This is a genomic window from Citrobacter tructae (assembly GCF_004684345.1).
Classification (GTDB): Bacteria; Pseudomonadota; Gammaproteobacteria; order Enterobacterales; family Enterobacteriaceae; genus Citrobacter; species Citrobacter tructae.
Window position 1 is genome coordinate 2,490,772 of the sequence record NZ_CP038469.1, and the last position, 23,524, is coordinate 2,514,295.

Consider the following 23,524-nt stretch of genomic DNA (forward strand, 5'->3'; position numbering starts at 1 on the left):
GTAAAATTTTATTGTCCGTCTTTACAAATGTGTGTTTATTGTTCTACCGCCATCAGTCGTCGATATTCATCCCAGGCATACAAGTCCGTCATCCCGCTGATATAATCTTGGATCAAGCGGCATCGATAATAATATTCGAGCACAGGGAACTCGGCAGAATCCGACGATATTTTACTGACCACTTCGACATAAGCAAGTCGATGACGGGTGGAGAGTTTCTGAAATAAACGCGACTCAATGGGAAACTGTTTTAATCTTTCATTTTCCACCAGTGTAGAAAAATCTGCGAGCGTCATCTTTAATAACGGCTGATAGATCTCCAGTAACCCGCTGATTACCCGATAACCCTGCAATTCCAGCTGTTCGACATCAGGATGGCTAAATACATGTTTCATCGCCACATTTTTATAGCCCCCCAGCAATCGGCTGAAGCTGCTGGCGTCTTCTAACAGGGCGTGATTAAAGCTGCCCTCAAAAATCTGGGGCAAATTATCAATAAAACGCTGCGCAGCGTAGGGCACCAATTTATTCAGCGTATTGACGCGCAAATACATGAAGAACTGATCTTCCGTACTGCGACTTAATGTATTTGAGCGCGATTTTTCCCACGCGTTCTCCACAACCTGACTAAACAGGGAACCTTTTTCATGTTGGCCCCAAGCCTCATACAGGTGATGATACAGTTGCTCGACGCTGAAGATCCTTTTCTCCACGGCATCTTCGAGATCGGCCACGCAATAAGAGATATCGTCGGCAGCTTCCATAATCCAGGTTAATGGAAAACGACTGTAAGGTGCTAATGATAATTCTTTACGCAACCGCTCAATATACGGCTCTTCGGAAAGGTAATAGCCCGGTTTTTTCATTAAATAGTTATGCGTCGCGGGCGTATCTCCACGCCACCACGCCGGACGGGTATATTTTAAAATACCGCCGACCTGCGCCCAGGTCAGATTCATTCGCATCAAGGTATGCACTAGGCGAATACCTTGCGCATTGCCTTCAAAATGACAGAGATCCTGACGCACCTTGCGGCGAATGTCATTGAGCGACTCTTCGCCTTCACGCAAACGTAGCGCAGCCACGTGGCAGCGATCGTCACTTAGAGGCTGGCTTTCCGCATCCGCAGGGAAAAGTCGCTGGCGAAACCAGTCGTTAATTGCCGCTTCACCAAAATGGCCAAACGGCGGATTTCCGATGTCATGCATTAGGCAGGACATTTCGACAATGCTTTCAAAAGGCCCCGTTAGCTCATCCAGGCCATACTGCTCCAGCAGCTTGAGCTCTTTCAGTCGGCTGAGGATCTCTTTGGCGATGTAGCGCCCGACTTGCTGAACTTCCATTGAATGCGTAAGACGCGTACGCACTGCAGCGTTACGCTCCAGCGGAAAGACCTGGGTTTTTTGCTGCAATCGGCGGATTGCCGGAGAATTGATAATACGTCCACGATCGCTTTCAAAAATTCGCAGGATCTCATGCTCAGACTTTACGCCCTGCGGCGAACGGTAACGACGATGCCAGTTTATTTTTTTTCGAAAATCGATCTGTGCCATGCCCTCTCCCGCCTGAGAAATGCGCTACCCCTTAAGCGCATGATAGACTATGCCCTCAAATCTGGCTTATCGCGAGTAAATCTATGAAAATCGGCATCATTGGTGCAATGGAAGAAGAAGTTACGCTGCTGCGTGACAAAATCGAAAACCGTCAGACAATCACCCTCGGCGGTTGTGAAATTTATACCGGCCAACTGAACGGTACTGAGGTTGCGCTACTGAAATCGGGCATCGGTAAAGTGGCTGCGGCGCTGGGTGCAACGCTGCTGCTCGAACGCTGCAAACCGGATGCCATCATTAACACCGGTTCTGCGGGCGGCCTGGCTTCAACGCTGAAAGTCGGCGATATCGTGGTTTCTGACGAAGCGCGTTATCACGATGCTGACGTCACCGCGTTTGGCTATGAATTTGGTCAGCTACCGGGTTGCCCGGCAGGTTTTAAAGCCGATCCAGCGCTTATCGCCGCGGCGGAATCCTGTATTGCGGAACTCAACCTGAACGCCGTTCGCGGGCTTATCGTCAGCGGCGATGCCTTCATTAACGGCTCTGTTGGCCTGGCAAAAATTCAGCATAACTTCCCGCAGGCCATTGCCGTAGAAATGGAAGCCACCGCAATTGCGCATGTTTGCCACAACTTTAACGTCCCGTTCGTGGTGGTTCGCGCCATCTCTGACGTCGCCGATCAGCAATCCCACCTCAGCTTTGACGAGTTCCTGGTTGTTGCCGCGAAACAGTCAAGCCTGATGGTTGAAACGCTGGTACAGAAACTGGCGCATGGCTAAATTACTCTCCAGGGCGCTGGTCGCCCTGCTTTTTACGCTTCCGGCGTGGCTTTACGCCGCACCGCGTGTAGTTTCCCTCTCTCCTGCTAACACCGAACTTGCCTTTGCCGCCGGCATAACGCCCGTTGGCGTCAGCAGCTACTCAAACTATCCGCCCGAGGCCCAAAATATTGAAGAGGTCTCCACGTGGCAAGGCATGAATCTGGAACGCATTGTGGCGCTCAAACCGGATTTAGTCATCGCCTGGCGCGGAGGCAATGCCGAGCGGCAGGTGAATCAGCTAACTGCCCTGGGGATTAAGGTTATCTGGGTGGATGCCGTCACCATCGAGCAAGTCGCTGATGCTCTACGCCAACTGGCAGCGTGGAGTCCGAAGCCTGAGCAGGCAAAACTGGCCGCGCAAACTTTGCTTGATGAGTATGCTTTACTAAAATCTCAGTATGCCAATAAACCGAAAAAACGGGTGTTTCTCCAGTTTGGGGCGAATCCTTTGTTTACCAGTGGAAAAGGTTCCATTCAACACCAGGTTCTTGAGGTATGCGGCGGAGAAAACATCTTTGGCGGCAGTCGGGTTCCCTGGCCGCAGGTCAGCCGCGAGCAGGTACTGGCAAGAGCCCCCCAGGCTATCGTGGCTACCGGAGGTTCGGGCGAAACTCTTAAAATTGAGCAATACTGGGGAGAACAGCTGAAAATCCCGGTTATTACCCTGAATAGTGACTGGTTTGAACGCGCAAGCCCGCGTATTATCCTCGCCGCAAAACAACTCTGTAATGCGCTTTCACAAGTGAAATAGAGCCTGCCTGTCGGGCTCTCAGTGGGGATTCGACAATGCTCGTCTATTGGCTCGATATTGTAGGCACTGCGGTATTTGCTATCTCTGGCGTATTACTGGCCGGGAAATTACGTATGGACCCGTTCGGCGTGCTGGTCCTCGGCGTTGTTACGGCTGTGGGTGGCGGTACGATCCGCGATATGGCGTTGGATAACGGGCCGGTGTTCTGGGTCAAAGATCCCACCGATCTGGTGGTGGCGATGATCACCAGCATGCTGACGATCCTGCTGGTGCGTCAGCCCAGACGTTTGCCTAAGTGGATCCTTCCAGTGCTGGATGCCGTCGGTCTGGCCGTGTTCGTCGGCATTGGCGTCAGTAAGGCGTTTCTCGCCGGAACCGGTCCGCTGGTGGCGATTTGCATGGGGGTCATTACCGGCGTCGGCGGCGGGATTATTCGCGACGTGTTAGCACGTGAAGTACCGATGATTTTACGTACAGAAATCTATGCCACGGCCTGCATTATCGGCGGCATCGTCCACGCAACCGCGTTTTATACCTTCGCGATACCGCTGGAAAACGCCAGTATGATGGGGATGGTTGTCACGCTGATTATTCGTCTTGCCGCCATTCGCTGGCACTTAAAGCTACCGACGTTTGCGTTGGATGATAACGGCAGATAGCAAAAAGCCGTGTCATGAACACGGCTTTTTCATTCTCGCATAATTAAATGCTGAAAGAAGAACCACACCCGCAGGTGCTTTTGGCGTTCGGGTTGGTCACCACGAAGCGGGAACCTTCCAGACCTTCGGTATAGTCAACCGCACCGCCCACCAGATACTGCAGGCTCATCGGGTCAACGACCAGGCCAACGCCCTGTTTCTCAATGGTCATATCACCATCGTTCACCTGATCATCAAAGGTGAAACCATACTGGAAACCGCTGCAACCACCGCCGGTGATGTACACGCGTAATTTCAGATTCGGGTTATCTTCGTCAGCGATCAGGCTTTTTACTTTATTGGCTGCTGCTTCAGTAAATTGCAGTGGCAGCGCTACATCATCACTCATATTTTGCTCCAAACGACATTGGCAATTGGGCAAATTATAACCCAATGGTTAAGGCCATTATCTAATACCCTGGTATTTCGTTCAAGTATTCTCGCCAGCGGCTGTGCTCTGGCTTTTCGCCGCCTGCTCCGCTTCCTGTTTAGCCAGCGTACGGGCAAGGATAGTCGAGTATAGCGGCTTTCCGCCCATAAATTGGGCTAATAGTGTTGCGCCAAGACAGGTAATAATCATTGGCAAAATGAGCTGATAGTTATCGGTCATTTCCAGCACCAGTACGATGCCGGTTAATGGCGCCCGTACCGACGCCGCCAACAGCGCCCCCATTCCGGCAATGGCAAACGTCCCGGCCTCCAGATGATACTGCGGAAAAGTGGCCGCCGCAGCCATGCCGAACGCGGTACCCAGTAATGTCCCTAGCGCCAGCATCGGGGCAAAGATCCCACCAGGCGCACCGGATGAAAAGCACAGCAGCGTAGTGATAACCCGGGCAATAAAAATAAACAGCAGAATGCCAACGCTAAAATTTCCTGCCGCGGCGATAGGGATCAGGTTAAACCCTCCACCCGCAGATTCCGGTTGAATTAAACCGAGGATCCCGCACAGGCCACCGATCGCACCGCCCATCAGCACCCATTTTTTAATTTCACCGCCATGAAACCGCTGAAACATATCCTGAGTGCGTAGCACCATGGTATTGAACAGCGGTCCAACGCAGCCAAAAATAATCCCGAGGATCAGATACAGCCACAGCGTATTCACCGGCGCGTTGGAGAGCTTCCCAACTTCAATGAGCGGGGCTTCGCCGTTGAAAACACGGAACACAATGCTCGACATGATAACGCCGGTAAACACGGCTTTGATCGACACGAGGTTGTAGCGAAACTGTGGGCGCATCTCTTCAATAATGAACAGGATCCCTGCCAGAGGGGCATTAAACGCCGCCGACAAACCGGCAGCCGCACCGGTTGCCAGCAGGGTATGTCGCGCTTCGGCGCTGCGCATACGGAATACATCCAGCACCATGCGCCCGATGTTACCGCCTATTTGCACCGTCGGCCCTTCGCGCCCAAGCACCATACCGGCCCCCAGCGTCCCCATACCGCCGATAAATTTCACCGGCAGTACGCGCCACCAGCGCACAGGCCGCAGCTCTTCCAGCGCGCCTTCAATCTCAGGGATCCCCGAGCCACCGGCTTCCGGCGCAAATTTACGCACCAGAAAATAGCCAACCATGGCCAGCAACGCCGAGAGAATAAACGCCAGCGGCCACACCAGAATGGCATGATCGGCAACCTGTACCAGTGCGCCGATGCGCAGGTTCTGTACCCAAGTCACGGATTTCTCAAACGCCACGCCCACCAGCCCGGTCACGGTTCCAACCACGGCCGCCATAAAAAGGATCGCAAGCGGTGTTTTGTCCCGATCAAGGAGTCGACGGATCTGATCCCTGCGCCGTAAACGCACAATTTGCTGTGCTTCAAAAGAGGGAGTGTCTGTTTTCATCAGATGATCATTAATTGGTAATACAAATACGGAGTCGGCATTCTACTCGTTCATTTTGTGAAAATCCCCTGCAAATCGTATTGTTTCAAATGCGCAAAACTTTCATAACCTTCGCTGAATAACTAGAATAGCCCGCATTCACTTTTTCTACGAACCAGGACCCCATCCATGAGTAAGTCTGAAAACCTCTACAGCGCAGCACGCGAACTTATCCCCGGCGGCGTTAACTCCCCTGTTCGCGCCTTCACCGGCGTGGGTGGCACTCCGCTGTTTATCGAAAAAGCCGACGGCGCGTATCTGTATGACGTCGATGGTAAAGCCTACATCGATTACGTCGGTTCCTGGGGCCCGATGGTACTGGGTCATAACCATCCGGCGATCCGCAATGCAGTGATTGAAGCCGCCGAGCGTGGTCTGAGCTTTGGTGCACCGACCGAGATGGAAGTGAAAATGGCGGCATTGGTCACCGAACTCGTGCCAACCATGGACATGGTGCGCATGGTCAACTCCGGTACCGAAGCGACGATGAGCGCCATCCGTCTGGCGCGTGGTTTCACCGGCCGCGATAAAATCATCAAATTTGAAGGCTGCTATCACGGCCATGCCGACTGCCTGCTGGTCAAAGCCGGTTCCGGTGCATTGACGCTGGGCCAGCCAAACTCTCCGGGCGTTCCGGCGGATTTTGCGAAGCATACCCTGACCTGTACCTATAACGATCTGTCCTCGGTGCGTGCGGCATTCGAGCAGTATCCGCAGGACATCGCCTGCATCATCGTCGAGCCGGTCGCGGGCAACATGAACTGCATCCCGCCGCTGCCGGAATTCCTGCCAGGCCTGCGTGCGCTGTGCGACGAGTTCGGTGCGCTGTTGATCATCGATGAAGTGATGACCGGTTTCCGCGTCGCACTGGCGGGCGCGCAGGATTATTACGGTGTCGTGCCGGACCTGACCTGTCTGGGTAAAATTATCGGTGGCGGAATGCCTGTTGGCGCATTCGGCGGTCGTCGTGATGTGATGGACGCGCTGGCCCCAACTGGTCCGGTTTACCAGGCGGGAACACTTTCAGGTAACCCGATTGCGATGGCGGCAGGATTCGCCTGTCTGAACGAAGTCGCTCAGCCGGGGATTCATGAAACATTAAATGACCTCACCACCCGTCTGGCGGAAGGTCTGCTGGAAGCCGCTCAGGAAGCCAATATTCCGCTGGTGGTGAACCATGTAGGTGGGATGTTCGGAATTTTCTTCACCGATGCCGAAACCGTGACATGCTATCAGGACGTGATGGCGTGCGATGTCGAGCGCTTCAAGCGTTTCTTCCATATGATGCTGGATGAAGGTGTTTATCTGGCACCGTCCGCGTTTGAAGCGGGCTTTATGTCCGTGGCGCACAGTGTAGAAGATATCAATAACACCATCGACGCCGCGCGTCGGGTGTTTGCGAAGCTGTGATCCATTCGCCTCGCCTGTTAAGGCGAGGCGTTTACATTACCGGCTCTGCTTTCTCAACAAATAGATAAAGTACGGCGCACCAATAAACGTCGACAGTAATCCCGCCGGGATCTGATACGGAAACAGCACCATTCTTCCGCACCAGTCGGCAAACACCAGCAGTACACCACCGGCCAGCGCCGAGATCACCATATGTGGCATCGTCCGCCGAAAACCTAACATCCGCGCAATGTGCGGTGCCATCAGCCCGACAAAGCTCAACGGCCCAATGGTCATGGTAGCCGTCGCGGTCAGTCCCGCAGCCAACATCAGCAAACCAACACGCGATGGTGTCAATGCCATTCCCACCGCCCGCGCCGTATCACCACCCAGCGGTAAAATCGTCAACCAACGACGGCACAATGGCGTGATCGCCAGCAGAATCACCATCACGATTCCGGTACGTAAAACCTGTTCGCCAGTGGCGTTGTAGGTTGAGCCGGAGATCCAGGTCAGCACGCTTGCCATACGAGGATCGCCGCTGGCCTGCAGCATCATCAGCAGCATAGTGAAAGCGGTACTGAGCGCCATCCCCGCCAACAGCATACGGTGTGGCGAAAAGCCACCGCGCCCTGCGGCAATCATAATGATAAGCAGAGTGACCGCAGCTCCGAGACTCCCTGCTGGCAACAGCCAGCCAAAGGCGTTGCCGGGCACCAGAAATAGCATCAGTACGACGCCAAACGCAGCACCGGAGCTAATCCCCAACACTTCCGGGCTGGCCATCGGGTTACCGGTCAGGCGCTGAATAATACAGCCCGCCACCGCCAACATCACCCCGGCAATCAGCGCCGCCAGAATACGCGGCCAGCGCCAGGGCATCAGTTCGTCCAGCATCGCGCCGCTGGCCCAGGTCCAGCCATAGGCATCGCGACCAAACGCGAGCGCCACAATAACGGTCAGCAGCAATATCGCGACTCCCGCCAGCGCAAACATCAGCACGTTCTGACGTTCAGCGGCAACGCGGTTACTGACATTCATATCCGGCGCACTCATGCTGCGCAATCGTGGCAACAGCCACAACAGCAGCGGCGCGCCAATCAGCGCAGTTACCGAACCGGTGGAAACTTCCATCCACACGCGGGTCAGCCACAGAATAATTTGATCGGAAAGCCAGAGGATAAGTGCACCAATCAGCGGGGCCAGCATCAGACGCGCCAGCAAACGCCGCGCGCCGAGCATTTTCGCCAGTAGCGGTGCAAACAGGCCGATAAAACCGATAATCCCCACCGCGTTTACCAGCAAGGCACTCAGCACAATCGCCAGCGTTAATGCCGCCAGTCGCGCCAGCGACAGCGCCAACCCGAGGTTACGCGCCACGCCGTCATCCAGCCCCATCAGCGTCATCGGGCGCAGTAACAGCAGCGTCAGCATCACGCCACCCAGCAGTTGCGGCCACAGACGCTGGACACTGGTCCAGTCGGTTTGCGTGAGTGTTCCGCTGCTCCACAAAAACATGCTTTGCAGCTGGTCATGGTGGAAAAGAACCATCAGTTGGTTAATCGCGCCGCAGTACAGGCTCACCACCAGACCAGCGAGGATCAGCGTCACGGGTGACAGACGCTTGCCCCAGGCGACGCCGAACACCAGCGCTCCGACGATACACGCCCCGGCCAGCGCCGCAAATTGCGTGGTCAGCGCGCCGGGGATCGCCCACAGCGTAGTGAGCGTAATGCCCAGTTGCGCTCCGGTTGCCACACCCAGTGTGGTCGGTTCTGCCAGCGGGTTACGTAATACCTGCTGAAATAACACGCCAACCAGACCCAGCCCTGCACCGACCAGTAACGCAATCGCCAGTCGCGGCAGCAGGCTGTAATGGAAAATCATCTGTTCAATGACATCGATATTTGGCGACCAGATAGCCTGTGACCACTGGCTGCGCGGCAGAGCAACGGAGAAGTTAACCCAGGTGAGCCAACAGGCCGCGATAAACAGAATCGTGAGCAGAAGTGCCGGGAACAGCGCAATACGTTTACTCACGCTTTGCCTCCCAGTGCATTATCAAGGATGCGCGCGAAGTGCATAGCCGATAGCGTGGCACCATAAAACCAGACGGCAGGAACGCGCTGAAAACGCCCGCTACGGACAAACGGCATCGCCTGCCACAACGGTGTAGACATCAGCGTTTGCATATCCTTGTTGTTACCGTGATCGAAGCACAGCACATCGGCATCTTTATAGGCCGCAAGCCGATCAATACCCACGACAGTGCTGCCCCAGAAGTTGGTTTCCCCTTGCCATGCATTGCGGATCCCGTACTCGTCCAGCACGTCCTGGAACAGACAGTTGGGACCAAACACCAGCACATGGCGAGGATCCAGCAAGGTCATCAGCAGTAAAGGTCGTTCCCCTCGCTGTACAAAGCGCGGTTTCAGGCTGGCGATAACGCTGTCATATTGCGCCAGATGATGTTCAGCCGCTGATTGTAGATTCAACAGTTGTGCCATCTCTTGTAGCGACTGTCGTGCAACCGCCAGCGGTTTTTTGCCGTCGCTAAAGCTAAATCCGCGTCCCGGCGCAATGCGCGCCAGCGTCTCGGGCGCAGGGCCATAGCCTGCGGACCAAACCATAAACGAGGGTTTCATTTCGGTCAGCAGCTCAAGGTTTGGCTCGGTGCGTAGCCCAACGTCAATCACCGAATCCGGCAGCGTAGGTTCATTAACCCACAGCTTGTAGTTAGGAACATCTGCGACGCCATAGGGGGTTATTCCCAGCGCCAACAGCAGCTCTACCGGTAACCATTCCAGCGCCACAATACGCTGCGGATCAACCGCCGCCGCACGCGCCGAATTCATCTGCCAGAGCAGCGGTGACAGCGCCATCGCCGTTAATAAACGTCGCCGGGTGATATGATGTAATCCGTCCATTAATAGACAAAACTCACGGGTGCGGCACCGGCCGGATGCGGCAAAATGCCCATCGGGATGCCGTAAATCAGTTCCAGTGTTTCACTACGCATCAGTTCCGCGGGCGTTCCCTGAGCAATCATTTCGCCACCACGCAACGCCACCAGATAATCGCAGTAGCGGGCCGCCATGTTGATATCATGCAGTACGGCAATCACTGTCAGTCCACGCTGCTGGCTTAAGCGATGCACCAGCGCCAGCACATCAACCTGATGCGCGATATCCAGCGCCGAGGTCGGTTCATCAAGCAGCAGACAGCGGCTGTCCTGCGCTACCAGCATGGCAATCCACGCACGCTGACGTTCGCCGCCGGACAAGCTATCGACCAGGCGATGCGCCAGTGGCTTTAACCCTACCAGCGTTATCGCCTCTTCCACTTTTTCTCTGTCAGCTACACCAAAACGTCCCAACGCACCGTGCCACGGGTAGCGACCAATCGCCACCAGTTCACGCACCGTCATCCCTTCCGCCTGCGGCAACTGCTGTGGTAAATAGGCAACCTTACGAGCAAACGCTTTGCTGCTCCAGTTCTCCAGCGGCTGCTCGTCGAGCAGAATATCGCCTTCTGAAGGAGGCTGATGACGTCCCAGCATTTTCAATAAAGTCGATTTACCAGAGCCGTTATGACCAATAAGACCGGTCACTTTTCCCACGGGAAACGTTAACGAGAGGGGATGCAAAAGCGTGCGACCAGGCACACGAAAGGAGACGTTACTCAACGCAAAAGTAGTATCGGGATGGGATCTGTTTTCCTGCATAGAAGCCAACTTGTAAAACGGGCACGAAAAACGTGCCCAAAGAGAAATTAGAAACGGAAGGTTGCTGTTGCAACGACCTGACGTTCTGCGCCCCAGAAGCAGCCATAGGTATTGAAGCAACTGGCGACGTATTCACGATCAAACAAGTTGTTCACATGCAGCGCCACGTTGGAGCCCGCCATACCCACGCGAGCCAGATCGTAACGTACCAACGCATCCACCAGCGTATAGCTCCCCACTTTGAAGGAGTTTGCCGGGTCGCCATAGCTGGAGCCAGTATAACGAACACCAGTACCCAACGTCAGCCCGGAAAGCGCACCATCATAGAGGGTGTAATCGCCCCACAGTGATGCCATGTGTTTTGGCACCTGAGCAGGCGTATTGCCTTTGTAGGTGGTGTCAGTGGTGTATTCCGCATCGGTATAGGTATAAGAGCCGACAACGTTAACACTGGCAGACAGTGCCGCTTTCGCTTCGATTTCCACACCGCGAGAACGAATTTCACCGCCTTCAACTGAGAAGAACGATGTGCCTGTCGGGTCAGCCATCAGGTTGTTGGTTTTGGTCAACTGATAGACAGCACCGGTGATCACGATCGGACGATCGCTCGGAACATATTTCACGCCCGCTTCGTACTGCTTACCTTTGGACGGAGCGAAAATATTCCCACTAGCCCCCGTCTGGGAAGCCGGTTCAAACGACTCGCTGTAGCTGAAATACGGGGTTACGCCGTTGTCAAACAGATAGTTAACACCGCCACGCCAGGTGAACTGCTTATCATCGCGGGAATCCGTAACGCCAGAAACACGGTTCAGAGAGTCCTGTTTAGCCCAGTCGTAACGACCGCCCAGAGTAACCAGCACTTTATCCCACTGCATCTGATCCTGCGCATACAAGCCAGTCTGTTTCTGTTTGTTCAGCACTTTGTAAGGACCAGAAGGACCTGGGTGTGAGCCAAAATCAAAGTCGCTGCGGTCAAGGTTATAGATATCGGACGGTGCAACAGAACCGGCATAACCAAACCAGGAGTCGATATCGTTACGCATGCGCATAAAATCAACGCCAGTCAGCAGCGTGTGATCCACATCGGCAGTCGCGAACTTGCTTTGCAGCTGAGTATCAACAGCGAAGTTCTGCAATTTCTCATTATCGATAACGTACTGACGAGTCAGCGTGTGATCCCAATCGGACTGAGGAACGCTGGCACAAGGACTGTTAGCCGGATCCTTGGTATAGAGCGGATCGGAGCACATACCGTAGCCATACACGCTGTTCTGCGAGACTTTATTTTGCGCGTAACGCAGATTCTGACGCACAGTAAAGGTGTCGTTAAATTCGTGATCGAAGCTGTAGCCCACCATCTTCTCGTTACGAGAGTAGGTATTGTTGTTCGCACCTTCATTGAAATCGGTAGGCAGACGCTTGCCGTTCGGCAGCTCAGTCACAGTCCCCTCTTTCGGCAACCAGCCGTAATAACCGGTCTCTGGCTCATTTTGGAAGTAAGAGAGGAAGGTGAAATTCGTCTTATCATCCGGACGCCAGCTGAAAGACGGCGCGATGGCATAACGCTGCTCTTCTGCGCCCTGCTGCTGGGCATTGGCGGAACGCGCCAGGCCAGTTAAGCGGTAAGAGTATACGCCGTCATCATCCAGCGCATCGCTGAAATCAAAACCAGTCTGGAACAGATTGTCCGTACCCATTTTGAACTGAATTTCTTTTAGCGGTTCTGTGGTTGGGCGCTTGCTGACCATGTTCAACAAACCGCCTGGGTTACTTTTTCCGTAGAGAACGGAAACCGGACCGCGCATGACTTCGGCGCGCTCCAACATATAAGGGTCGATCACAGCATCATTGTAGAAGTTACCCTGCATTTTCAGGCCATTCAGATAGTTATTCTGACTTTGGCCATCGGCAGCGAAACCACGAATGATCAGGTAATCATAAGTGTTCGATGCGCCACGGGTACCGACTGCAACACCTGGCGTGTAGCTGAGCGCTTCTTTTACTGATTTAGGCTGATGTAACGCCATCTCCTCAGCGGTAACAACAGATATAGACTGCGGGACTTTTTGAATCGGAGTGTCTGTTTTGGTCGCCGTAGCTGACTGACGTGCTGCAATGGTCGCCGCCGGTCCCCATGCGCTTTCTTGTGCGGCAGGTGCCGCGGTGACGGTGATGGTTTCTTCTTTCGGTTCAACCGCCGCCTGTGCATAGACAGACATGCCGCTAACCGCTGTGGCTACTACAACTGCAATTTTGCGCAGCGAAGAGGTTGGCTGAGCAGTTTTAAAACGCGCCATTGGTATATCTCTGATGAAAGTGAATGATAACGTAAACGAGAATTATTATTATAACGGAAGCATAATATTCGAAACGCTGGCGAGATAGCAAGCGATACGCGCCCCTACTAAAACTGAGGGGTTAAGAAATAACCAGATGAAAAAAAAGGGTTAATAAATTAGGCTGGAATGTTGTTTGTCCGGAACCTGATGCGGGAAAAGAAAAACCCGCCGAAGCGGGTTTTGGGAGAGATTAGTTACTGCCAAACATATCCTTGATCCAGCCAGCCACACCGTCGCCGTCTTTCTTCTCTGGCTGCGGCGGTTGCTGTTGTTGCTGCTGCTGTTGCTGCGGAGGCGTTGACTGATCAAACGGATTGCCCGACTGCTGCTGCATCTCACCTTGCTGACAAAGCGAATCCGGATCGCTTGTCCACACCGGGAGCGTACGCATCCCGCCGCTACACACAAAGTTACCGTCGTAATCCACGCCCATATCCACGATATCTTCCGGTGGCGTCAGCGTGAGCGGCGTTGGTGTCTGGTTTGCCAGATAACGCTGGTAAATCGACATCGCCCCGCTCGCACCGTACAGCTTGGTAGGCTGGTTGTTATCGCGACCCACCCAGGTAATGGTCACCTGACTACCGTCAATACCGGCGAACCAGGTATCCACGTTGTTGTTGGTGGTCCCGGTTTTCCCCGCCAGATGCAGTCCAGGATACTTCGCGCCAAGCTGACGCCCAGTACCGCGCTGAACAACCTGCTGCATGGTCCACAGCGTCATGTAGGCCGCCTGCGCCGGAACAGCGCGTTCAGCCTGCGGGAAGCTCTGGTACAGTACTGTGCCGTCTTCCGCAATGACCGAACGCAGCGCCGACAGCGTCGCACGATTACCGCCGCTGGCAATAGTCTGGAACGCCTGCGCGACTTCGATCGGCGTCAGGTTCAGCGCCCCCAGCAGCATGGCCGGAACCGGATTCAACTGATCTTTCGGCGCACCCAGTTTCACCCAGGTATCGGTGACGGCAGGTAAGCCCAGCGCCATCCCCAGATTGACTGTCGGCACGTTCATGGAACGTGTTAACGCATCCACCAGCATCACTTTGCCACTTTCGCTGTAGCGACGGTCATCGTTTTGCGGGGACCACACCTGACCGTTCGGCTGACGCAATGCAATCGGCGCATCGGCAATCCAGGTATTCAGGCGGTACAGCTTCGGCTGGCTCAAGGCGGTCAAATAGGTCGCCGGTTTCGCCAGAGAACCAATTGAACGACGCGCCTGCATCGCGCGGTTGTAACCAGCAAACTGCGGCTCTGCCCCGCCAACCATGGCGCGAACTTCACCACTGAAGCGGTCCACGACCACAATCGCCGTTTCCAGATCGCTCAACTTACGCTGCTTCTTCAGCACCGGAATGCCTTCCACCGCCGCTTTTTCTGCGGCGTCCTGCGCCACGGAATCAAAGGTGGTGAAGATTTTCACGCCGGAGAGATCTTTAACTTTATCGCCCAGCTTCGCCTGCAACTCCTGTCGCACCATCTGCATAAACGCGGGCTGCGGTGAAATCACCCCACCGCGTGGCTGCACGCCTAACGGACGCGCACTTAACATGTCATACAGATCCTGGTCGATAATCTGCTGCTGCTGCAGCAAACGCAGCACCAGGTTACGACGCTCCAGCGCCAGCTTCGGGTTACGCCATGGATTGTAGATCGACGCCCCTTTCACCATTCCCACCAGCAGCGCTTGCTGATCGAGACTCAGCTCTTCTACCGGACGACCAAAGTAATACAGGCTCGCCAGCGGGAAGCCACGGATCTCATTGTCGCCGCTCTGACCGAGGTACACCTCGTTCATGTACAACTCAAGGATCCGGTCTTTGCTGTAACGCGCGTCCATCAACAGCGCCATATAGGCTTCGTTGGCCTTACGCCAGTAGGAACGCTCGCTGGAGAGGAACAGGTTTTTCACCAGCTGCTGAGTCAGCGTACTGGCCCCCTGTACCGTACGGCCTGCCGTCAGGTTCGCCAGTACTGCACGCCCGATGGAATAGAGACTAACCCCATCATGCTCGTAAAAATGACGATCTTCGGTCGCCAGCAGCGTATCCACTAATAGATCGGGGAAACCGCTGCGTGGCACGAACAGACGTTGCTCGCCGTTGGGCGAAGAGAGCATGGTGATCAGGCGCGGATCCAGACGGAAGAAACCGAACTGGCGGTTGTTATCCAGATTCTCGATGGTGTCCAGATGACCGCCATCAAAGATCAGACGCGCGCGCACCTGGCCTTCTTTACTGTCCGGGAAGTCAAACGGACGACGGATCATCTCAATGCTGTTCGCCTGCACGGTAAACTCGCCGGGACGCGTCATCTTCGAGACCTGACGATACTGCGTAGCCTCCAGCAGCTTCACCATCTCATTTTTGCCGATGGGCATTTCTGGCTCAAGGTTAACCATCCGGCCATAGACGGCCGCAGGCAGTTGCCAGACTTTGCCATCAATACGGCTACGGATTTTTTGATCCAGATAGACGCCGTAAATGGCAATCAGCACTAAAAAGACAATCGACAGTTTTACCAACAGCCAGAACCAGCCGCGTTTACCACGAGGCTTACGCCCTTTGCCTTTACCCTTACGCGGCATCGGTTCTTCATCCTCATAGTCATCATCATCGTAATCGTCGTCATACTCATCATCTCTGAGTTGACGACGGCTCACCTTTTGTTTCACCGGACGCGTCGGTTTCCCTTTACGTCCAATTGGCTCGCGGTCATTCCCCGCCATGCTTTTTCTCCGCAACATTCAGGCGCAAAGGCCCGATTCTCTGTTCTTCCGTCAAACGACAGAAGAAGAAATCTCTCAATTTAGGAATACTTTTTCGTGCGCCGCGTTGGTGCCGTATTCGCCGGATCGTCCGGCCAGACATGTTTGGGATAACGCCCTTTCATCTCTTTTTGCACCTCACGGTACGCCCCCTGCCAGAACGCGCTCAAATCACGGGTGATTTGTAGCGGTCGCTGGGCGGGAGAAAGAAGTTCCAACACCAGTGGTACACGCCCCTGGGCGATGGTCGGTGTATTGGCTTCGCCAAACATTTCCTGCATCCTGACCGCCAGTGCCGGGGGGTTATCCTCATGATAGCGAATGGCTATCCGGCTTCCCGTCGGCACAGTGTAATGTGTGGGCAGTTCACTATCCAGACGTTGCAGCATTGACCAGTCCAGTAATCCACGCAATGCCTGACCCACATTTAATGCTTTAAGTGCGCGTAAAGAATGCACGCCGTTCATATGCGGTAGCAACCAGTTCTCCAGCGTCGCCAGCAACGACGCATCATCCACCGCAGGCCAGTCGTATTCCGGTAGCCATTTTACCGCACATTGCAGACGCAGCCGGAACTGTTCAGCTTCCGGCGTCCAGTTGAGCACACTTAGCCCTTTATCGCGAATACCATTCAGCATCGCCTGATGCAGCTCTTCTTCCGAGGGTTTAGCCAATGGCTGTACTTTTAGCGTCAACTGACCTATCTGCGTCCGGCGCCATGCCTTTAAGGTCCCCTGATTTTCATCCCATTCTATAGTGTCGGACAGCTGAAGTAATTCAGGTGACGTTTGTATCAGCGCATCGATATCCAGCGGCAGGGCCAGCAATATACGCGCATCCGGCGAGGCGCTGCCTTGCAGCAATAAAGGAGCGATAAGCCATTCATGACGCCCTGAGGCGTCGTCGGCATCCAGCATCGCCCCCATTCCGTTAGCCAACTGATAGCGCCCTTCCTGACCTCGACGCCGGGCAATACGATCGGCAAACGCCTGCGCCAACAATGGGGCTATCAGGGAGCCATCAGGCTGTCCCCCCTGGACGTTAAGCCGCTTCAGCAATTGCTGACTACGCTGCTGCCAGCCTGGATGGTTACGCGAAAAAGCGGCCATCAGATCGGTACTGCCACCGCGTGGAGGTTCTTCGAGAATCGCCGCCAGTTTTGCTGCCGTTGCCGCCGCGTTCTCACCGTTCGCGCGAACCAACATTGCTGCCAGACGCGGATCGTTGCCGAGCGCCGCCATTTTCTGCCCCATCGCACTGAGTCTGTCACCCTCAAGTGCGCCCAGCATGTGTAATAGCCGCTTTGCTGCCTGCAAATTGGCCGTCGGCGGCATATCGAGCCAGCTTAACTGCGCTGGGTTCGTGCATCCCCATTGCAGCAGTTCCATGAGCAAGCCCGACAGGTCACTTTGCAACATCTCTGGCTCACTCTGCGCCGTCGCTCTTTCAGCCTGCTCTTTCGCCAGCAGATGCAGGCAAATACCGGGTTCCAGACGGCCTGCACGCCCGGCTCGCTGAGTCATCGACGCCTGGCTAATACGCTGGGTAATCAGGCGCGTCAAACCGGTGCGTGCGTCATAGCGCGCCACGCGCTCCTGCGCGCAATCCACCACTAGCCGAATGCCTTCGATGGTTAAACTGGTCTCGGCAATATTGGTGGCCAGCACCACTTTGCGCGAGCCTTGCGGCGCGGGCAAAATCGCCTGACGCTGCTCGGCGAGCGATAGCGCACCGTACAGCGGGCATAGCAAAACATCACTGCCCACGCGTGAGGTCAGTTGTTCTTGCACTCGCAGGATCTCCCCAACGCCCGGTAAAAAGAGCAGCAGCGAGCCGCTTTCCTGGCGCAGTAGCTCCGCCGTTGCTATCGCCACCGCTTCGTCAAAGCGCTGATGCGCCGCCAGCGGCTGATAGCGTCGCTCTACGGGAAAAGCGCGGCCTTCTGACATAATCGTTGGCGCGTCGGGCAACAGTTGCTGCAAACGCCCGTTATCCAGCGTTGCCGACATGATCAGCAGTTTTAAATCATCCCGCAGCCCTTGCTGCACATCCAGCAGCAGCGCCAGCGCCAGGTCAGCCTGCAAGCTGCGTTCATGAAATTCGTCAAGGATCACCAACCCGACGCCTTTTAGTTCTGGATCGCGTTGGATCATGCGCGTGAGCACCCCCTCCGTTACCACTTCGAGCCGGGTCTGCGGCCCAACGCAGTGTTGAGCACGCATGCGGTAGCCCACCGTCTCGCCGGGCTTTTCGTTCAGCAACTCGGCCAGACGCTGCGCCACATTGCGGGCCGCCAGGCGACGCGGTTCCAGCAAAATAATCCGCCCCTGAATGCCATTGTGCGCAAGAAGCTGCAACGGCAGCCAGGTCGATTTTCCGGCCCCGGTCGGTGCGGTCAGCAGGACCTGCGGTGAGGTATCAAGGGCGGTAAGCAGTTCAGGCACTACGGCGGCAACGGGCAACGACGTCACAAATGACTCCAGAGGGTTAACATTCTACGCGCTGCATTGTAGCATCGCGTTAATTCATTACCGAGTATCCATCATGTCTGAGCCCAAAAGGCTGTTCTTTGCCATTGAATTGCCAACCGAGGTTCGGGAGCAGCTTATCCACTGGCGGGCCGCGCAGTTCCCTCCTGAGGCGGGTCGCCCGGTTGCTTCTGACAATCTGCACCTGACGCTGGCCTTTTTAGGCGAGATCAGCGCGGAGAAGCAGCAGGCGCTGTCACAACTGGCCGGGCGTATTCGCCAACCGGGTTTTACGCTAAAACTGGATGACGCCGGACAATGGCTGCGCTCACGCGTCGTCTGGCTGGGAATGCGCCAGCCACCTCGTGGGCTATTGCAGTTGGCGAATATGCTGCGGGCGCAGGCCGCGCGCAGCGGATGCTACCAAAGCCCACAGCCATTTCATCCGCATATCACGCTGTTGCGCGACGCCGGTCATGCGGTCGCTCTCCCTCCGCCAGGCTTTTGCTGGTCGTTTCCGGTTACAGAGTTTGCGCTTTACGCCTCTTCCTTTGAACGAGGCCGCACGCGCTACACGCCACTACAACGCTGGACGCTAGCCGAATAATAAAAAGGACATTTCCATGGAATTTTCTCCCCCACTTCAACGCGCAACGTTAATTCAGCGCTACAAGCGTTTTTTAGCGGATGTGATCACACCCGAGGGCACAACGTTAACGCTACACTGCCCCAATACGGGCGCCATGACCGGATGCGCAACACCAGGTGATACTGTCTGGTATTCAACGTCGGAAAATTCTAAACGGAAATACCCGCATACTTGGGAATTAACTCAAACCCAATCTGGGGCATTTATTTGTGTTAACACCCTGTGGGCCAACAGATTAACGAAAGAAGCCATTAATAATGCGTTAATTTCAGAACTTTCAAGCTACAGCGTATTGAAAAGTGAAGTAAAATACGGTGCCGAAGGCAGTCGCATTGATTTTTTGTTACAGGCGGATTCCCGCCCTGACTGCTATATTGAAGTGAAATCAGTCACGTTGGCGGAACAAGAACAGGGTTATTTTCCCGATGCCATCACTGAACGAGGTCAGAAACATCTTCGGGAATTGATGAGCGTAGCGGCTGAGGGCAAGCGAGCGGTGATATTTTTCGCGGTGCTGCACTCAGCAATTACACGATTTTCACCCGCACGCCATATTGATGCAAAATATGCGCAATTATTAGCCGAGGCGCGGCTTAAGGGGGTAGAAATTCTGGTATATAAAGCGGAACTTTCTGCCCACGGAATGACTCTTAAAGAGCCATTAGCCATTACGTTGTAATGGCGTATACAACGGGTTAATTAGTATTCTGGCCGCGTGCGCAAATACGCTTTTCCTCACAGGGTTGTCAAGTGTAACGTTTAGATAATTGCTATCCGGAAAAGCATCTGCTATTTATAGCGACCTGATTTTTCCCCCGAACATGGGGATCGATAGTGCGTGTTAAGGAGAAGCAACATGCAAGAAGGGCAAAACCGTAAAACATCGTCCCTGAGTATTCTCGCCATCGCTGGGGTGGAGCCGTACCAGGAGAAACCGGGCGAAGAGTATATGAACGAAGCCCAGCTGTCGCACTTCAGGCGTATTCTTGAAGCATGGCGTAATCAACTCAGGGATGAAGTCGATCGCACTGTGACTCATATGCAGGACGAAGCAGCTAACTTCCCTGATCCGGTTGACCGTGCCGCACAGGAAGAAGAGTTCAGCCTTGAGCTTCGTAACCGTGACCGTGAGCGCAAACTGATCAAAAAGATCGAGAAGACGCTGAAGAAAGTAGAAGACGAAGATTTCGGCTACTGCGAATCATGCGGCGTAGAAATTGGTATTCGCCGTCTGGAAGCGCGTCCGACAGCCGATCTGTGCATCGACTGCAAAACGCTGGCTGAGATTCGCGAAAAACAGATGGCGGGTTAATCCCGTCATTTGTACCACGTTTACTACAGGCGGGAGTTTCTCCCGCCTTCTTCTTTTATGTTATCCACCGACATGACTGACAAACGCTATATTGGCCGTTTCGCCCCTTCCCCTTCCGGCGAACTGCATTTTGGTTCACTCATTGCCGCCCTCGGGAGTTACCTGCAGGCTCGTGCACAGCACGGGATCTGGCGGGTGCGCATTGAAGATATCGATCCTCCTCGTGAAGTTCCCGGTGCTGCAGACACTATTCTGCGTCAGCTGGAACATTACGGACTGCATTGGGATGGCGAGATACTGTGGCAATCCCAGCGCCATGACGCTTACCGTGAAGCGCTTGCCTGGTTACAAAAGCAGGATCTGAGCTATTACTGCACCTGCACCCGCGCCCGTATTCAGAGTATTGGCGGTATTTACGACGGTCACTGCCGTACGTTACGCCACGGGCCGGAGCATGCAGCGGTGCGTATTAAACAACATCACCCCGTCATGAAGTTTAACGACCGACTACGTGGTGAGATTCAGGCCAATCCTCAGCTTGCGCGGGAAGATTTTGTCATCCATCGACGCGACGGGCTATTTGCCTATAACCTGGCCGTCGTGGTTGACGATCACTTTCAAGGCGTGACGGAGATCGTGCGTGGCGCGGATCTCATCGAACCTACAGTGCGTCAAATATCGCTGTATCAGCAATTTGGCTGGCCAGTACCAGACTATATTCACCTGCCGCTGGCGCTCAATGAACAGGGCGCTAAACTTTCCAAGCAGAATCACGCGCCTGCGTTGCCGCAAGGCGATCCGCGCCCTGTTCTCATCAACGCACTCAGCGTCCTTGGACAGAACACAGAGATACCATGGCAAGCGCTGAGCATTGAGGAATTGCTGCAATATGCGGTAAGAAACTGGACGCTTGCAACCGTGCCCGAATCGACTACTGTAAATCCGGCATTCTCAAATGACTCACGCTGAGCTATGATTAGCCGCTATTTTTACACAGCAACACTTGTCCTGATTGAAGTTTGACACTACCGAGGTGCACTATTTTTACCCGAGTCGCTAATTTTTGCCGCAAGGTGCTAAGCCGCGAGGAGCGCGAGGCTGAGCTTGCCACCGCCCGTCCCCATATGACGGTAATTCCGCGTGAGCAGCACTCTATCTCCCGCAAAGATATCAGTGAAAATGCCCTGAAGGTAATGTACAGGCTCAATAAGGCCGGATACGAGGCATGGCTGGTTGGCGGAGGCGTGCGCGATCTTTTACTGGGCAAAAAGCCGAAAGACTTTGATGTCACCACCAACGCAACACCGGATCAGGTGCGGAAGCTTTTTCGTAACTGCCGTCTGGTCGGCCGTCGTTTCCGTCTGGCCCATGTGATGTTTGGCCCGGAAATTATCGAGGTGGCAACGTTCCGCGGACACCATGAAGGTAGCGAAGCCGATCGCGCGACATCACAGCGCGGACAAAACGGAATGCTACTGCGTGATAACATCTTCGGCTCTATCGAAGAAGATGCTCAACGCCGCGATTTCACGATCAACAGTCTCTATTATAGTGTGGCTGATTTCACCGTTCGCGATTACGTTGGCGGGATGCAGGATCTGGAAGACGGCGTTATTCGCCTGATTGGCAACCCTGAAACACGCTATCGGGAAGATCCCGTGCGTATGCTGCGCGCCGTCCGCTTTGCAGCGAAACTCGACATGCGTATCAGCCCGGAAACCGCGGAGCCGATCCCGCGTCTGGCAACACTGCTTAACGATATCCCGCCTGCACGCTTGTTTGAAGAAGCCCTTAAGCTTTTACAGGCCGGCTACGGCTTTGAAACTTATAAAAAGCTGCGTGAGTACAGCCTGTTCCAGCCGCTGTTCCCAACCATTACCCGCTACTTCACTGAAGACGGTGACAGCGCAATGGAACGCATCATTGCCCAGGTTCTCAAGAATACCGATACCCGCATTCACAACGATATGCGCGTAAATCCGGCATTCTTGTTCGCCGCAATGTTCTGGTATCCATTACTGGAAACCGCACAAAAAATTGCGCAGGAAAGCGGTCTGGCATACTACGACGCGTTCGCGCTAGCGATGAACGACGTACTGGATGAAGCATGTCGCTCACTGGCTATCCCGAAACGTCTGACGTCGCTGACCCGAGATATCTGGCAGCTTCAGCTACGCATGTCCCGTCGGCAGGGTAAACGGGCCTGGAAGCTGATGGAACATCCGAAATTCCGCGCGGCATACGATTTACTGGCCCTGCGTGCCGAAGTTGAAAACAATGCTGAATTGCAACGTCTGGCGCAATGGTGGGGTGAATTCCAGGTTTCAGCTCCGCCAGAACAAAAAGGTATGCTGAACGAACTTGATGAAGAACCCGATGCACGCCGTCGTCGCCATCGTCCACGTAAACGCGCCCCGCGACGTGAGGGAACGGCGTGACCGTTGCGTATATTGCAATTGGCAGCAATCTGGCCTCTCCGCTCGACCAGGTGAATGCGGCAATTCAGGCACTTGGGGAAATCCCGGGAAGCCGAATTGTCGCCCTCTCCTCTTTCTACCGCACCACACCTCTGGGGCCGCAGGATCAACCCGATTACCTGAATGCCGCAGTGGCGCTGGAAACAACGCTGGAAGCAGAAATCCTGCTCAACCATACTCAACGTATCGAATTACAGCAGGGGCGCGTGCGTAAAGCCGAACGCTGGGGTCCGCGTACGCTGGATCTCGACATCATGTTGTTTGGCAATGACGTGATTAACACCGACCGCCTGACCGTTCCGCACTACGATATGAAAAACCGCGGCTTTATGCTGTGGCCGCTGTTTGAAATCGCCCCTGATCTGGTATTTCCCGATAACCAGCCGCTGCGAACGCTCTTATCCAACCTTTCCCCCTGCCCTTCTCACTGGTAAGCCTCTTCGCTGACACGCAAATATTCAAATCATCATTTAAATTTATATTAATGATGAATTCATTCACACACCTTTAAATCGTAACCAACAATATGCTTTTCATTATTTAATGAAAACCACAGGCAGCATCCATTTTGATTCAAATCAAAACAGCAAAACATTAAATTTTCTACAAACAGAAATTAATAAATATAATGAACATAAAGCATGGCATGACTATATATTAGACAAAAATATTACATTTA

Annotated in this window: 19 protein-coding genes and 1 pseudogene; 10 read left to right on the forward strand and 10 right to left on the reverse strand. The window is 54.3% G+C overall.

Annotation, left to right across the window (positions count from 1 at the left end):
- Positions 1 to 35: 35 nt before the first annotated feature.
- Entirely contained in the window at positions 36 to 1,553 is a 1,518-nt protein-coding gene (gene dgt, locus E4Z61_RS12750) for a dGTPase (protein WP_135323091.1), read from the reverse strand.
- 83 nt (positions 1,554 to 1,636) lie between these two features.
- Between dgt and mtnN the strand changes: the two genes are divergently transcribed.
- The 3 genes from mtnN to E4Z61_RS12765 are packed head-to-tail and all read left to right on the forward strand — an operon-like array spanning position 1,637 to position 3,787.
- Positions 1,637 to 2,335, forward strand: coding sequence for a 5'-methylthioadenosine/S-adenosylhomocysteine nucleosidase (gene mtnN / locus E4Z61_RS12755; RefSeq protein ID WP_135323092.1), 699 nt, complete (start codon positions 1,637 to 1,639; stop codon positions 2,333 to 2,335).
- Positions 2,328 to 3,128, forward strand: a complete 801-nt coding sequence (gene btuF, locus E4Z61_RS12760; RefSeq protein ID WP_135323093.1) for a vitamin B12 ABC transporter substrate-binding protein BtuF — start codon at positions 2,328 to 2,330, stop codon at positions 3,126 to 3,128. Before mtnN ends, btuF begins: the two co-directional genes overlap by 8 nt.
- 35 nt (positions 3,129 to 3,163) lie before the next feature.
- Complete coding sequence (locus tag E4Z61_RS12765) at positions 3,164 to 3,787, forward strand: TRIC cation channel family protein (protein WP_135323094.1); 624 nt, start codon at positions 3,164 to 3,166, stop codon at positions 3,785 to 3,787.
- Between the two features lie 43 nt (positions 3,788 to 3,830).
- On the opposite strand, the gene erpA is transcribed toward E4Z61_RS12765, so the two are convergent.
- The 3 genes and pseudogenes from erpA to clcA all read right to left on the reverse strand — a co-directional run bounded on the left by erpA (position 3,831) and on the right by clcA (position 5,678).
- On the reverse strand, positions 3,831 to 4,175 hold the full coding sequence (gene erpA, locus E4Z61_RS12770; protein ID WP_003018581.1) for an iron-sulfur cluster insertion protein ErpA: 345 nt from the start codon (positions 4,173 to 4,175) through the stop codon (positions 3,831 to 3,833).
- Positions 4,168 to 4,233, reverse strand: a pseudogene (gene yadW / locus E4Z61_RS23955) (small protein YadW). The gene erpA and the pseudogene yadW overlap by 8 nt, the downstream one beginning before the upstream one ends.
- 23 nt (positions 4,234 to 4,256) lie before the next feature.
- Positions 4,257 to 5,678, reverse strand: a complete 1,422-nt coding sequence (clcA, locus tag E4Z61_RS12775; RefSeq protein ID WP_135323095.1) for a H(+)/Cl(-) exchange transporter ClcA — start codon at positions 5,676 to 5,678, stop codon at positions 4,257 to 4,259.
- Positions 5,679 to 5,846: 168 nt separating this feature from the next.
- Here clcA and hemL point away from each other — a divergent pair, with 168 nt between their 5' ends.
- Positions 5,847 to 7,127 carry a glutamate-1-semialdehyde 2,1-aminomutase gene (gene hemL, locus E4Z61_RS12780; RefSeq protein ID WP_135323096.1) on the forward strand — a complete coding sequence of 427 codons (1,281 nt, stop codon included), beginning with the start codon at positions 5,847 to 5,849 and terminating at the stop codon, positions 7,125 to 7,127.
- A 36-nt stretch (positions 7,128 to 7,163) separates the two neighbouring features.
- Here hemL and fhuB read toward each other — a convergent pair whose 3' ends face one another.
- From fhuB to hrpB, 6 genes are all read right to left on the reverse strand, one after another.
- Positions 7,164 to 9,146: a Fe(3+)-hydroxamate ABC transporter permease FhuB gene (gene fhuB / locus E4Z61_RS12785; protein ID WP_135323097.1), complete on the reverse strand. Its 1,983-nt coding sequence runs from the start codon at positions 9,144 to 9,146 to the stop codon at positions 7,164 to 7,166.
- Positions 9,143 to 10,033, reverse strand: a complete 891-nt coding sequence (fhuD, locus tag E4Z61_RS12790) for a Fe(3+)-hydroxamate ABC transporter substrate-binding protein FhuD (protein WP_135323098.1) — start codon at positions 10,031 to 10,033, stop codon at positions 9,143 to 9,145. Before fhuD ends, fhuB begins: the two co-directional genes overlap by 4 nt.
- Positions 10,033 to 10,830, reverse strand: a complete 798-nt coding sequence (gene fhuC, locus E4Z61_RS12795; protein ID WP_135323099.1) for a Fe3+-hydroxamate ABC transporter ATP-binding protein FhuC — start codon at positions 10,828 to 10,830, stop codon at positions 10,033 to 10,035. Before fhuC ends, fhuD begins: the two co-directional genes overlap by 1 nt.
- Before the next feature lie 47 nt (positions 10,831 to 10,877).
- Positions 10,878 to 13,130 carry a ferrichrome porin FhuA gene (gene fhuA / locus E4Z61_RS12800; protein WP_135323100.1) on the reverse strand — a complete coding sequence of 751 codons (2,253 nt, stop codon included), beginning with the start codon at positions 13,128 to 13,130 and terminating at the stop codon, positions 10,878 to 10,880.
- A 232-nt stretch (positions 13,131 to 13,362) separates the two neighbouring features.
- Positions 13,363 to 15,900 (reverse strand): bifunctional glycosyl transferase/transpeptidase, encoded by a 2,538-nt coding sequence (mrcB, locus tag E4Z61_RS12805; protein ID WP_135323101.1) that lies wholly within the window; start codon positions 15,898 to 15,900, stop codon positions 13,363 to 13,365.
- Between the two features lie 80 nt (positions 15,901 to 15,980).
- Positions 15,981 to 18,410: an ATP-dependent helicase HrpB gene (gene hrpB / locus E4Z61_RS12810; protein ID WP_135323102.1), complete on the reverse strand. Its 2,430-nt coding sequence runs from the start codon at positions 18,408 to 18,410 to the stop codon at positions 15,981 to 15,983.
- Between the two features lie 73 nt (positions 18,411 to 18,483).
- On the opposite strand from hrpB, the gene thpR reads away from it, so the two are divergent.
- The 6 genes from thpR to folK all read left to right on the forward strand — a co-directional run bounded on the left by thpR (position 18,484) and on the right by folK (position 23,279).
- Positions 18,484 to 19,014, forward strand: coding sequence for an RNA 2',3'-cyclic phosphodiesterase (gene thpR / locus E4Z61_RS12815; protein ID WP_135323103.1), 531 nt, complete (start codon positions 18,484 to 18,486; stop codon positions 19,012 to 19,014).
- A gap of 16 nt (positions 19,015 to 19,030) precedes the next feature.
- A complete protein-coding gene (sfsA, locus tag E4Z61_RS12820) occupies positions 19,031 to 19,735 on the forward strand; it encodes a DNA/RNA nuclease SfsA (RefSeq protein WP_135323104.1) in 705 nt (234 codons plus the stop codon).
- Between the two features lie 177 nt (positions 19,736 to 19,912).
- Entirely contained in the window at positions 19,913 to 20,368 is a 456-nt protein-coding gene (gene dksA, locus E4Z61_RS12825) for an RNA polymerase-binding protein DksA (protein ID WP_003829221.1), read from the forward strand.
- Between the two features lie 72 nt (positions 20,369 to 20,440).
- Positions 20,441 to 21,337: a tRNA glutamyl-Q(34) synthetase GluQRS gene (gene gluQRS / locus E4Z61_RS12830; protein ID WP_135323105.1), complete on the forward strand. Its 897-nt coding sequence runs from the start codon at positions 20,441 to 20,443 to the stop codon at positions 21,335 to 21,337.
- A gap of 71 nt (positions 21,338 to 21,408) precedes the next feature.
- Positions 21,409 to 22,806 (forward strand): polynucleotide adenylyltransferase PcnB, encoded by a 1,398-nt coding sequence (gene pcnB, locus E4Z61_RS12835; protein WP_205746898.1) that lies wholly within the window; start codon positions 21,409 to 21,411, stop codon positions 22,804 to 22,806.
- Positions 22,803 to 23,279 carry a 2-amino-4-hydroxy-6-hydroxymethyldihydropteridine diphosphokinase gene (gene folK, locus E4Z61_RS12840; protein ID WP_135323107.1) on the forward strand — a complete coding sequence of 159 codons (477 nt, stop codon included), beginning with the start codon at positions 22,803 to 22,805 and terminating at the stop codon, positions 23,277 to 23,279. The genes pcnB and folK overlap by 4 nt, the downstream gene beginning before the upstream one ends.
- Positions 23,280 to 23,524: the final 245 nt, after the last annotated feature.